Source organism: Rahnella variigena (assembly GCF_003610915.1).
In the GTDB taxonomy this organism is placed as follows: domain Bacteria; phylum Pseudomonadota; class Gammaproteobacteria; order Enterobacterales; family Enterobacteriaceae; genus Rahnella; species Rahnella variigena.
Map to the genome: position 1 here is coordinate 2,697,739 of NZ_NSDJ01000001.1, position 12,873 is coordinate 2,710,611.

Here is a 12,873-nt window from a genome sequence, read left to right on the forward strand (position 1 = left end):
GTTGGGGTGGGGTATTAAAGCGAAATCAATAAGTTGAAGTTTTCTCACACGAGGTGTCAGTCCTTAAAACCCCCTCCCAACCTCCCCCTTCGCAGGTGGAGGAGCAAGGTTAAACCACAGTTTGCGGGAGCAAAAAAACTTACCTCGCAATCCTCTCGTGCCAGTATTTGGTGAACTCTTCCTCGCCGTTCAGGCTGACCACCATATCGCCGCTGATGATAAAATGCGTCAGGTCGCTGCGCAATTCGAGGGTGATTTCAGCTTCCATCCACCAGCCTTCACGTCCCATCTTCATGGTCTGCGTCAGCAGATAACGGGCGGAAAGCGGATCGCTGTTGCTGACCGTCAGCTCGCGGCGCAGATTGTGATCGACCGTCGTGTCGATATCATCGAAGCGGTAAACGCCTTCACCGAAAACGCCACCCACGCCGTTGGTCACGCTGGTCCAGGTGTCGGTGAGGAAATCGTAAGTGATGTTGCGATCCACGCGGCCTGGCGACAGCACGGTTTGCGGCGTCAGCGGCGCGCTTTGCGGTTCTTTGATCGGACCTGCAATTGAAACCGGCTGCTCACACACCGGCAGGCTGAGCTGCGCGCTGTGCAAATCTAACGTCAGCGTCGCCGCTTCTGCCATCGGCCAGATCATCGGCCAGAAGGTGGTCGCCAGCGAGATACGCATCCGGTGACCGGTGGCAAAGCGGTGCGCAATACCATCGAGCTGAACCGGTACTTTGACTTTCTGACCGGGGATCAGCGGTACACATTTGTCGTGACCTTGCAGATGGGAAAGGTTCAGCCAGCCGTGGGTGACGCGGTTTACTGAGCCGTCCGGCGCAACGTCTGACAGCCGGACGTACAGCATCGCCGCCGGTTTATCGCTGCTCAGTTCGACGGTAAACTCCGGGAAACCGAAAATGGTCAGCGGTTCGGCCAGCGGTTCGCCGTCGAAGATTTCTGCCATGCCGTCATCGACACGCTGATCCGGCGGCATTTCACCGGGCACGCCCGCGCCCATCCATTCACCTGCCATCAGACCGTGATTCTGCGGCGAACAGATATTGATAACGCCCGCGTCAGCGTCGGGCTGGGTATTGAGCTGTCCGCGTGTCAGCCAGCGCGGGCTGTGATTGATATTGCTGGCGGTGCCGCGATCAAACCCCACCCATTTGCCACGACTGACCGGACGCATCGCCGATGGCGGCTGGCTGTCCTGCAACCAGGTCTGGATCATCGGGCCTTCCATCGCGCCGTTGTCTGCGCCTTTCAGCCAGTGATCCCACCAGCGCACGGCTTCCTGTAAGAAGCCAATCGCCGGTTCCGGCGTGCCGTCCTGCGGATAGATATGTGCCCACGGGCCGAGAATGGCGCGGCGCGGAACCTGTAAATTATCCATCAGACGGAATACGGCATTGCTGTAAGCGTCTGCCCAGCCGCCGATCGCCATCACCGGACACTGGATCGCAGACCAGTCTTCGCACACGGAACCGTGTTGCCAGTATGCATCACGCAGCGGATGCTCCATCCACAGCGCCGGGAAGAACGGCATGTTTTCCAGACGGTTCAGCCAGTCTTTGTACCAGCTATCGCCGACCAGCGCAGGGTCGGAAGGGCGGCTCTGGTACGCCAGCATAATGCCGCCCCACCAGAGGTTATCATTGAGCAGGCAGCCGCCTTTGTAATGAATATCGTCGCGGTAACGGTCATCCGTTGAACAAACCGTGATGATGGCTTTCAGCGCGGCGGGGCGGCGGGCGGCAACCTGCAAACCGTTAAATCCGCCCCAGGATTTCCCCATCATGCCGACGTTGCCGCTGCACCAGGGTTGTTCTGTGATCCACTGAATGACTTCCAGTGCGTCATCCTGTTCCTGCAACAGATATTCGTCGGCCAGCAATCCGTCGGATTCGCCGCTGCCGCGCATATCCACACGTACGACTGCGTAACCATTTCCGGCGAAAAAGCCGTGCATCGGTTCATCGCGGGTGCGGGTGCCGTCGCGTTTGCGGTAGGGAATGTATTCGAGAATAGCCGGCACCGGCTGGCGTTCGGCGTCATCCGGCAGCCATAAACGTGCGGCGAGGCGCGTGCCGTCGCTGAGCGGGATCCACAGATGTTCGGTCACGGTGACGGCGTGAGGGAATTCGGTCACGATGCGTTTGGTGCTCATAAAACTCCTGTCGAAGGAATGGCTGCCGCAGGAAGCGCCGTGCCACGCAGGGCGAGAACCTCGTCTAGCCAGCTGGTGCGCATTTCCGGTACGGAGGTCAGTAGTTTTTCGGTATAGCTGTGCATTGGCGCGCTGAAGACCACGTCAGTATCGCCGCTGGCGACCACCTGACCCTGATACATCACCGCTACCTGGTGGGCGATACGTTTTACCGTGCCGAGATCATGGGTGATAAACAGATACGACAGCCCCATCTGTTGCTGTAAGCGGCGCAGCAGATTCAGCACTTCTTCCGCTACCAGCGGATCGAGGGCTGAGGTGGCTTCATCGCAGATGATCAGTTCCGGCTGCGAAGCCAGTGCGCGGGCGATACAGACGCGCTGCTTCTGCCCGCCGGACAGTTCACCGGGACGACGGTCGATCAGTTTGACCGGCAGTTCAGTCAGGCGCAGTAACTCTTCCACACGTTCGCGAACCTGCTTTTTGTTCATCCCAAAGTAAAAGGTCAGCGGGCGTCCGATGATGTCCAGCAGCGTCTGGCGAGGATTGAGCGCCACGTCAGGTAACTGATAAATCATCTGCATACGGCGCAGTGTTTCTTTATTGCGCTGGTGAAAATTGTGCGAAAGCGACACGCCGTCGAAATCCACCGTGCCTTCAGTGTCGGGCAGCAATCCGACCAGCGCCCGTGCCAGCGTACTTTTGCCGCTGCCTGATTCGCCGATAATCGCCAGCGTTTTTCCGCGCGGCAGTTGCAGGCTGACATCGTTCACCACCCGTTTACCATTGTAGCCGGTACTCAGCTTACGCATCGTCAGCAGCGGCTGTCCGGCAGTTTCATGGCCTTCTGCCAGCGGCGTCAGTGCCTGTTCGCGCTCCGCAACCAGCCTGCGGGTATATTCCTGTTGTGGATTTTCCAGAATGGTTTGCGTGTCGCCGGTTTCCACTTCTTTGCCGTGACGAAGCACCATAATCCGGTCAGCAAGCTGGGCGACAACGGCCAGATCGTGGGTGATGTATAGCGCGGCGGTGTTGAATTCGCGCACCAGTTTGCGCAGCATCACCAGCACTTCAATCTGCGTGGTGACGTCCAGCGCGGTGGTTGGCTCATCCATGATCAGCAAATCGGGTTTACAGGACATCGCCATTGCAGCCATTGCGCGCTGGAGCTGTCCGCCGGAAAGCTGATGCGGATAGCGTTTACCGATGTTTTCCGGATCCGGTAAATCCAGCGAGCGGAACAGTGAAATCGCCCACTGACGACTCTCTTCTTTGTTCATCAGACCGTGGCGAATGGGGCCTTCGCAGACCTGTTTTTCGATGGTCAGCGCCGGATTAAACGAGGCGGCTGCGCTTTGTGCCACATATGCCACGCGCCTGCCGCGCCATTCACGCTTTACGCTGGAAGGCTGAGAAACAATGTCAGTGCCATCCAAAAAGACTTCGCCACCGGCAATCCGGCAGCCCTGACGCGCATAGCCTAACGCTGCCAGACCAATAGTGGATTTGCCCGCACCGGATTCGCCAATCAGGCCGAGCACTTCACCCGCCGCCAGTTTGAGCCAAATATCCTGCACCAGCGGTGAACCGTCGAGGGTTTCGATGCGCAGCCCGCGCATTTCTAAAATCGTGCGTGTCATGCTTCATCTCCATGCGGCAGGCTGTTACGCGCCAGCAGCCAGTCGACCACCAGATTGACGCCAATCGTCAGCAGGGCAATCGCCGCCGCCGGATACAACGGCGCGAACTGACCAAAGTTAATCGCCTGCGCATTGTCGCGCACCATGCTGCCCCAGTCGGCATACGGCGGCTGAATGCCCAGACCTAAGAAGCTTAAACCCGCGATAAACAGGAAGGTAAAGCAGAAACGCATACCAAACTCAGCCAGCAGCGGTGGCAGGGCGTTGGGCAGAATTTCTTTGAACAACACCCAGCGTAAACCTTCACCTCGCAGACGGGCTGCTTCGACGTATTCCTGACAGACAATCGCCTGCGCCACCAGCCTTGCCAGACGAAACACGCGTGTGGCATCGAGCAGGGCGATGGTCAATACCAGCACCGGAATGGACGTACCCATAACGGACAACACGATCAGCGCGAAAATCAGCACCGGAATCGACATCACGGTATCAACGATGCGTGAGAGCACCACATCGACCCATTTACCGTAAATCGCCGCCGTAAATCCGGTGACGATGCCGATGATAAATGAACTGAAAGTGATGGTCAGCGCGATAGCAATGGTGGTGCGCGCACCGAACAGAATGCGGGAAAGCATGTCGCGCCCGAGACTGTCAGTACCAAACGGCGTGGCGGCGGAAGGCAGCAGCCAGATATCGCCGACCTGTTCGGTTTCGCTGTGCGGAGCGAGCCATGGCGCAAAAATAGCCGCCAGCAGGTTCACTGCAATAATCACAATACCAATCCAGGCCGAGAGCGGGATGTTAATGAAATATCGGTTCATGAGTTCCCTCTTTTAGCGCGCATGGCGCAGGCGTGGATTGCACCAGATCGCCAGTAAGTCGGCGGTGGTGTTGAGGAAAATATAGGTGCCGCCAAACAGCAGACCGCAGGCCTGAACCACCGGCAGGTCGCGCTTGGTTACCGCGTCTACCATGTATTGCCCGATGCCCGGATAGACAAACACCACTTCCACCAGGATCACGCCGACAACCAGATACGCGAGGTTAAACGCCACCACGTTGATGATGGGCGCAAGGGCGTTTGGCAGGGCGTGAAAAACCACAATGCGCCAGCGGGGAATGCCCTTGAGCACGGCGCTTTCGATATACGGGCTGGCCATGACTGCCGTCACCGAGGCACGCGTCATGCGCAGCATGTGCGCCAGTACCACCAGCGTCAGGGTGAGCATCGGCAGGGTGCAGACGTAAAGACGGTCAATAAACGACGAACTGCTGTCGACCATCGACAGACTGGGGAACCACGTCAGGCGGATGGCAAAGGCAATCACCAGAATGTAACCGACGAAAAACTCCGGCACCGAAATGCTGATAAGCGTCAGCGTATTTGCCAGCCGGTCAAAAACAGAACCGCGCCAGATAGCCGATGCGATACCCAGACCTACTGCCAGCGGAATGGCGATCACTGCCGCGTATCCGGCGAGGAACAACGTGTTTGCCAGACGCGGCAGCAGTTCGTCACTGATGGCGCGCCCGTTCGCCAGTGAATGCCCTAAGTCGCCGTGCATGATACCCGCCAGCCAGTGCAGGTAGCGCAGCATCGACGGTTCATCCAGCCCGAGTTGCAGGCGCAATGCGGCAACGGTTTCAGGCGTGGCGCTCTGGCCTAAAATGGCCGTTGCGACATCACCAGGCAGCATTTCCGTGCCGATAAAAATCAGCACAGAAACCAGCCACAGCGTGATAATGCCCAACAGAACCCGCTGTAAAATCCGTTTTTTCATCATGCCTCCAGCCAGACGCGCTCGGCCAGACGACCACCCATAAAGTTGAACATCGGGTGCGGCTTGATACCGCCGACTTTTTTGCTGGCCGCGTCGAGATAATCGCCAAACAGCGGGATCATCGCGCCGCCGTTATCACGCACGATACTTTGCAGTTCCCCATAGATTTCCGCACGTTTGCCTTCATCAAGCAGTGAGCGTGCCTGCAACAGCAGGGCATCAAACTTCTCATCTTTCCAGTGCGTGTCGTTCCATTTTGCGGTGGACTGATAAGCGGTGGAGAACATCTGGTCAGCCGTCGGACGTCCGCCCCAGTAACCCATGCTGAAAGGCGCTTTCATCCACACATCGTCCCAGTAGCTGTCGGCAGGCTGGCGCTTGATGTTGACCTGAATGCCGCCTTTCTGCGCCTGTCCCTGGAACAGGGCGGCAGCATCGAGCGCACCGGCAAAGGCGGCGTCAGAGGAAGACAGCTCGATCTTGAGATCGGCCAGACCGGCCTTTTTCAGATAGAACTGTGATTTATCCGGATCGTAAACGCGCTGTTCCAGACTGTGGTTGAAGAAGCGGTCGGTTTTGGGGATCGGATGATCGTTACCCAGCGAACCGTAGCCACGCAGAACGGTGTCGAGGATCTTCTGACGGTCGATACCGTGTTTAATCGCCATGCGCACGTCGTTGTTGTTGTACGGTGCGACGCTGCAATCCATCAGGAAGGTGAAGTGCTGGCCGCCGGAAGAACGCACAATGTTGAGCGCCGGGCTGCGTTTGAGGAAATCGACAGTTTTAAAATCGACGCGGTTAATCGCATGAACCTGACCGGAAATCATGGCGTTGGTGCGTGCGGTCGGGTCATTGATGACCAGCACTTCTACGGCATCGACAAAGGCGCGGTCCGGTTTCCAGTAGTTCGGGTTGCGTTTGAACAGCGATCGCACGCCCGGTTCGTACTGATCAAAGACATAACCGCCGGTACCAATCGGGTGCGACCAGTCGGTAAAGCCGTCCGGAACCACCACCAGATGGTAATCCGCCAGCAGATACGGCAGGTCGGCGTTACCGCTGTCAAGGGTAATGAGGATCTGGTTATCGCCCTGTTTAGTCAGGCCGGTAATCGGTGCCAGCTGGCTTTTGATGGCACTTTTTGATTTGTCGCCGCGATGCAAGTTGATGGAGTAGAGAATGTCCCCGGCATCGAGTTTTTTGCCGTTATGGAACGTCACGCCATCGCGAACGGTAAACACCCATTCGGCGGCACCCGGTTTGGCTTCCCAGGCGGAGAACAGTTCCGGTGTGGCTTTGTTATTTTCATCAATTTCCACCAGGCCGTTCATCAGCATATATGCCTGATTTAAGGGCACCCAGTCGCTGAATAATGTCGGGTCGAGCGTATCGCTGGTATTTCCCCCTGACATACCCAGTTTTAATACACCGCCTTTTTTCGGTTCCGCCGCGAAAGCAGAGAACGGTGAAAAACCTAAGGCACTGGTAATACCCACAGCGGAAGCGCTGGTAATAAAGCCGCGACGGCTAAGTTGTGCATCCTGCATTAATTTCGTCAAAGGGGAATTATTATCTTTCATTAATTATCTCCATAGTACGTGCTGGAATTTTATAGGTGCAGGCGAAATACCCCGGGTGTGTCTAATTGGCGCAATGGATTGCCTTGATGATTTATATCAAAACCCCCTGTTGAACTTGCATGAGAATTTATCATGAGGGTATGCGAAAAATTCGCGGCAGAACACCCTGAAAAGCTTTATTTTTCTGAGCTATCAATGTCTGGAAAGGGAAGTGGCCGGTGGAAATGCATACGGTTGTCGGCTTAATTGGCGTGTTTTGCTACCTTCTGGCTTATGCGCTGGTTCAAATGCGCAGGCTAGCGGTTGATGCTAACAGTTACGCCTATCTTAATATAATCGGCGGTGTGTTTGGCCTGTATTCATTAAGCCATGATTTTAACCTTGCATCCTGTATTTCACAGTCATGCTGGCTGTTGTTTACATTAATTGGTATGAATTCTGCGAGAAAACGCAGATATCTGGAGAAAAATAAAATCCCGCCGGCTGATATATAATTAACATATAAGATTATTATTATTTGGCTCCTCCCCCTGCGAAGGGGGAGGCTGGGAGGGGGTTTCACAAACTAAATCTTTGCCAAAGCAAACTTCAACTTATTTATTTGACCTGAATACCCCACCCCAGCCCTCCCCTTCGCAGGGGAGGGAGTTTATTAAGGCTGTTTCAGCCAGTTAATCACTTTATGCACGACAGGTTTCAGGAACCTGTCCTGAGGCGTCAGCATGTAGCATTTTCCGGCAGCAGCCAGTTTGCCGGGATGCGCCGCAACCAGCTGGCCGCTGTTAACGTAATCCTGCACCAGTCCTTCCCAGCCCAGCAAAACTCCATCTCCGAGCACTGCTGACTGCACCAGAAACGGATAGTTATTGGCGCGCCAGGTTCTGCGCGGCGTCACGAAACTCACATCCTGTGAGGCAAACCAGTCACGCCAGCCGGTCCATTCGCGCTGCGGGTCATCCTGTATAAGCAAGGTTTGTTCGAGTAAATCCGCCGCGCTGGCATCAGGCGGCAGGCGTTTGAGAAATTCCGGTGAACACATCGGATAGCACACTTCATCGAACAACGCCTGTACGTGATAACCAGGCGGCGGCTCGCGCAGATAGAAGATAGCCAGATCGAATTCTGATGACTTGAGGTCTGAAAAACTGTCGGAAATCTTCATGCGGATTTGCAGGTCCGGCAGAAGCTGGCGCAAAGACGAGAGACGGGATGAAAGCCACAGGCCACTCATGGCGCTGGTGCAGGCCAGCGTGACCTGCGGCAAACCGTTCCAGCCCATCACCTCAGCGGTGGATTGTGAAATATCCCCCAGCAGCTTTCGCACCTGCTGTGCATAGGTTTCCCCGCGCGGTGTCAGCGTGGTTTTGCGTTGCGCACGCTGGAAAAGCTTACAACCCAGCATTTCTTCCAGCTGGATAATCTGCCGGCTGATGGCGCTTTGGGTGAGATTCAGCTCGTCCGCTGCCCTTGAAAAACTGCAATAACGCGCCACGCATTCAAATGCCACCAGCGTGTTGAGTGGCGGTAACGGTTCTATCTGCACGATAAAAGGCTCTCCGGATAGCGTTTAGCAGTTTTCCAGCATCTGTGAAATGGTCAGGCCAACCTGCTGAACGGCGCGCTCGGTTTTCGCCGTCAGCGTCTGGGCATAGTTGATGCGCAGACAATTGCGATATTTGCCCGAGGCAGAGAATATCGAACCGATGGCGATTTGCACTAAATGTTCTTCCAGCAGCCGGTTCAGGCGCTGGGTATCCACGCGTTCGTCAAGTTCGATCCACAACAGAAATCCTCCCTGCGGACGGCTGACACGCGTGCCACATGGGAAATATTTCATCACCCAGTCAGTCATGGTACACAGGTTGCGCTGGTACTGATTACGCATGCGGCGCATGTGTTGCAGATAATGCCCCTGTTTGATGAAATCCGCGATGGCGATTTGTGGCAGCGTGGCTGATGCGCCGGTGGTGATGTATTTCATGTGCAGGGCGCGGTCATGATAACGGCCCGGCGCAATCCAGCCGACGCGCAAACCGGGCGCCAGCGTTTTGGAAAACGAACTGCACAGCAGCACGCGGCCATCTTCATCAAACGAGGTAATGGTCGCCGGGCGCGGATACTGATAGGCCAGTTCACCGTAAACATCGTCTTCAATAATCGCGATATCGTAGCGTTGCGCCAGACGCAACAGGCTTTTTTTACGGTCATCCGGCATGTTATAACCGAGCGGATTATTACAGTTGGGCGTCAGCTGTATGGCTTTAATCGGCCACTGCTCCAGCGCCATCTCCAGTGCTTCCAGACTGATTCCGGTAACCGGATCGGTAGGGATTTCCAGCGCTTTCATGCCAAAGCCCTTCAGAGTCTGCATCGCGCCGTGAAAACTCGGGGAGTCCACCGCCACGATATCGCCGTGTTCACATACTGAACGGATGGCGATAGACAGGGCTTCATGACAACCGGTGGTGATCAGGATGTTGCTGGCATCCATATGGCTGCCGCTGTCAATCATCAGACGGGCGATTTGTTCGCGTAAGTCTTCGGAGCCGTAAATGCTGTCGTAATGAAACGCGCTGAGATTCTGATGCTGTCCGGCGCGCCCCATCAGACGGCTGAGCGGTTTGAGCGTGGCGGCAGTGACATCCGGAGAGCCGCGGCCTAACTGAATCACACCGGGACGATGCGGGGAAGTGATCAGCTCCAGTACCTGATCCCACTGGGAAATATCTACCGGACGTTGCGTCGGGCGGCACACCGCCGGAAGGGCAGCCTGAATGCGGGCATCTTTCACGAAGTAACCCGATTTCGGGCGGGCTTCCACCAGCTGTTTTTCTTCCAGCACGCGATACGCCTGCTGAACTGTACTGACGCTGACGCCATGTTCACTGCTTAACACCCGCACTGAAGGCAGACGGATACCCGCCGGATACAGCCCTTGTTCAATGCGATCACTCAGGACATTTGCCAGATTTTCGTAACGATTCATTATCTTTTCCTCAACGCCTGCGCAAAGAAAGCAGTACAGATGAACACAATCTAACGCTGAATCTGTCATCAGATCCAGATCTGTATGGTTGAAATACAAAAAAACTGAATCTGTAATGTTTTTGCCCGTTGTTAGATCCTGATGTCAGGTCGTCAACGGGAGCAGAATATGAAAAATATCATTGAAGAACGGCAGTTTGCCGGATGTGAGACAAGGGTTTGTGCAGATATCGCGGTGCATGAACGGGCAGTACAGATGCCGGTGAGAAAGGGCGGTTGGCTAAAACAGTTGTTTGCAGTGGTACATGGCTGGAATGAGCGCCGCGTCAGCCGCAAGATTTTGCATTCGCTGAGTGCGGATCAACTGAAGGATATCGGGCTGGCGAAATCGGATATCGACAGGGAGTATCCGAAAGCCATATGGCCGAACTGGCCGAAGTGATTTTGCTCCCTCCCCTGCGAAGGGGAGGGCCGGGGTGGGGTATTAAGGTCAAAAAAAATAAGCTGAAGTTTTCTCCAACTCTTTATTTTGTCTGTAAAACCCCCTCCCAACCTCCCCCTTCGCAGGGGGAGGAGCAGTCATGAGTTTTACTTCACCTGCATACCAGGCTGTGCGCCGGAATCCGGGCTGAGCAGGAAGATGTCTTTTCCGCCAGGGCCCGCCGCCATCACCATTCCTTCAGAGATGCCGAAGCGCATTTTACGTGGTGCAAGGTTGGCGACCATGATGGTCAGACGGCCTTCCAGTGCTTTCGGATCAGGATAGGCAGAACGGATACCGGAGAAAATCTGACGGGTTTCGCCGCCCAGATCCAGTTGCAGTCGCAGCAGTTTGTCTGACCCTTCCACGAAATCAGCGCTTTTAATCAGCGCGATACGCATATCCACTTTGGCAAAATCATCAAAAGTGATGGTTTCCTGAATCGGATCATCCGCCAGCGGACCGGTTGCCGGAGCTTTCGCAGCCGCAATATCTTCTTTCGACGCATCAACCATCGCAGTCACTTTATCCAGCTCAATACGGTTAAAAAGCGCTTTGAACGGATTCAGCTGATGCGACAGCAGCGGTTGAGCAATAGCGTCCCAGTCCAGCGTGGTGTTCAGGAAGGCTTCAGTGCGCTCTGACAGTGAAGGCAGAACTGGTTTCAGGTAAGTCATCAGCACGCGGAACAGATTGATGCCCATTGAGCAGATGGCTTGCAGGTCAGCGTCGCGGCCTTCCTGTTTTGCAACTACCCACGGTGCCTGCTCATCGACATAGCGGTTGGCCAGGTCAGCCAGCGCCATGATTTCACGGATTGCGCGACCTGATTCACGGCTGTCATACGCCTGCGCGATGCTTTCAGCGGCATCGGTGAAGGTTTTGTACAGCGCTTCATCGGCCAGTTTGTCAGCCAGTTTGCCGTCAAAACGTTTGGCAATGAAACCGGCATTGCGTGACGCCAGGTTAACCACTTTGTTCACGATGTCTGCGTTAACGCGCTGCACGAAATCTTCCAGATTCAGGTCGATATCGTCGATGCGTGAAGACAGTTTTGCGGTGTAGTAGTAACGCAGGCAGTCGGCATCCAGATGATTCAGATAGGTGCTGGCCTTGATGAACGTGCCGCGCGATTTGGACATCTTCGCGCCATTCACGGTGACGTAACCGTGTACGAACAGGTTGGTTGGCTTGCGGAAACCGCTGCCTTCCAGCATCGCCGGCCAGAACAGACTGTGGAAATAAACGATGTCTTTACCGATGAAGTGATACAGCTCGGTAGTCGAATCTTTTTTCCAGAACTCGTCGAAATTCAGGTCGCTGCGACGGTCACACAGGTTTTTGAAAGAACCCATATAGCCGATTGGCGCGTCCAGCCAGACGTAGAAATATTTGCCCGGCGCATCAGGAATTTCAAAACCGAAGTACGGCGCATCGCGGGAGATATCCCACTGTTGCAGACCGTGTTCGAACCACTCCTGCATTTTGTTCGCCACTTGTTCCTGCAGCGCACCGGAGCGGGTCCACGCCTGCAACATTGCGCTGAATTCCGGCAAATCAAAGAAGTAATGCTCAGAATCACGCAGCACCGGCGTCGCACCGGAAACCACAGATTTCGGGTCGATCAGTTCAGTCGGGCTGTAGGTTGCGCCACACACTTCACAGTTATCGCCGTACTGATCTGGCGATTTACATTTCGGGCAGGTGCCTTTGACGAAACGGTCAGGCAGGAACATGCCTTTCTCCGGATCGTACAACTGAGAAATGGTGCGGTTTTTAATGAAGCCGTTTTCTTTCAGGCGACCATAAATCAGCTCGGACAGCTCACGGTTTTCGTCGCTGTGCGTGGAGTGATAGTTGTCGTAGCTGATACCGAAGCCGGCGAAATCTTTCTGATGCTCCTGGCTCATTTCGGCAATCATCTCTTCCGGCTTGATACCGAGCTGCTGCGCTTTCAGCATGATCGGGGTGCCGTGCGCATCGTCCGCACAGATGAAATGCACTTCATTGCCGCGCATTCGCTGGTAACGGACCCAGACGTCAGCCTGGATGTGCTCGAGCATGTGACCGAGATGGATGGATCCGTTGGCGTACGGAAGTGCACAGGTTACCAAAATTTTTTTCGCGACTTGAGCCATAGTAAGAGCTTGCTTTCTGTAGTTGAAATCAGGGGCATTGATGTTAACCGAAAGCGCCGCCCCGCGTAAACAAACGGGGGGATCTCCTTACGTGT

Annotated in this window: 10 protein-coding genes; 2 read left to right on the forward strand and 8 right to left on the reverse strand. The window is 55.2% G+C overall.

Features of this window, described 5'->3' with window-relative positions:
• Nucleotides 1–139: 139 nt before the first annotated feature.
• The 5 genes from CKQ54_RS12650 to CKQ54_RS12670 are packed head-to-tail and all read right to left on the reverse strand — an operon-like array spanning nt 140 to nt 7,174.
• The gene (locus CKQ54_RS12650) at nt 140–2,167 is read right to left on the reverse strand and encodes a CocE/NonD family hydrolase (protein ID WP_120162683.1); all 2,028 of its coding nucleotides are present in this window, start codon (nt 2,165–2,167) and stop codon (nt 140–142) included.
• Complete coding sequence (locus tag CKQ54_RS12655) at nt 2,164–3,807, reverse strand: ABC transporter ATP-binding protein (protein ID WP_120162684.1); 1,644 nt, start codon at nt 3,805–3,807, stop codon at nt 2,164–2,166. Before CKQ54_RS12655 ends, CKQ54_RS12650 begins: the two co-directional genes overlap by 4 nt.
• Nucleotides 3,804–4,631 (reverse strand): ABC transporter permease, encoded by an 828-nt coding sequence (locus CKQ54_RS12660; RefSeq protein WP_120162685.1) that lies wholly within the window; start codon nt 4,629–4,631, stop codon nt 3,804–3,806. Before CKQ54_RS12660 ends, CKQ54_RS12655 begins: the two co-directional genes overlap by 4 nt.
• Before the next feature lie 12 nt (nt 4,632–4,643).
• Nucleotides 4,644–5,591, reverse strand: coding sequence for an ABC transporter permease (locus CKQ54_RS12665; protein ID WP_120162686.1), 948 nt, complete (start codon nt 5,589–5,591; stop codon nt 4,644–4,646).
• A complete protein-coding gene (locus CKQ54_RS12670) occupies nt 5,591–7,174 on the reverse strand; it encodes an ABC transporter substrate-binding protein (protein ID WP_120162687.1) in 1,584 nt (527 codons plus the stop codon). The genes CKQ54_RS12665 and CKQ54_RS12670 overlap by 1 nt, the downstream gene beginning before the upstream one ends.
• A 218-nt stretch (nt 7,175–7,392) precedes the next feature.
• Between CKQ54_RS12670 and CKQ54_RS12675 the strand changes: the two genes are divergently transcribed.
• Nucleotides 7,393–7,668, forward strand: coding sequence for a CBU_0592 family membrane protein (locus CKQ54_RS12675; protein WP_120133507.1), 276 nt, complete (start codon nt 7,393–7,395; stop codon nt 7,666–7,668).
• A gap of 158 nt (nt 7,669–7,826) precedes the next feature.
• Here CKQ54_RS12675 and CKQ54_RS12680 read toward each other — a convergent pair whose 3' ends face one another.
• Both CKQ54_RS12680 and CKQ54_RS12685 read right to left on the reverse strand, forming a co-directional pair.
• Entirely contained in the window at nt 7,827–8,717 is an 891-nt protein-coding gene (locus tag CKQ54_RS12680; RefSeq protein ID WP_120162688.1) for a LysR substrate-binding domain-containing protein, read from the reverse strand.
• 24 nt (nt 8,718–8,741) lie between these two features.
• Entirely contained in the window at nt 8,742–10,160 is a 1,419-nt protein-coding gene (locus tag CKQ54_RS12685) for an aminotransferase-like domain-containing protein (RefSeq protein ID WP_112291991.1), read from the reverse strand.
• 168 nt (nt 10,161–10,328) lie between these two features.
• Here CKQ54_RS12685 and CKQ54_RS12690 point away from each other — a divergent pair, with 168 nt between their 5' ends.
• A complete protein-coding gene (locus CKQ54_RS12690; RefSeq protein ID WP_120162689.1) occupies nt 10,329–10,601 on the forward strand; it encodes a DUF1127 domain-containing protein in 273 nt (90 codons plus the stop codon).
• 146 nt (nt 10,602–10,747) lie between these two features.
• Here the strand turns inward: CKQ54_RS12690 and metG are convergent, their stop codons facing one another.
• On the reverse strand, nt 10,748–12,820 hold the full coding sequence (gene metG, locus CKQ54_RS12695) for a methionine--tRNA ligase (RefSeq protein WP_279630527.1): 2,073 nt from the start codon (nt 12,818–12,820) through the stop codon (nt 10,748–10,750).
• Nucleotides 12,821–12,873 lie beyond the last annotated feature (53 nt).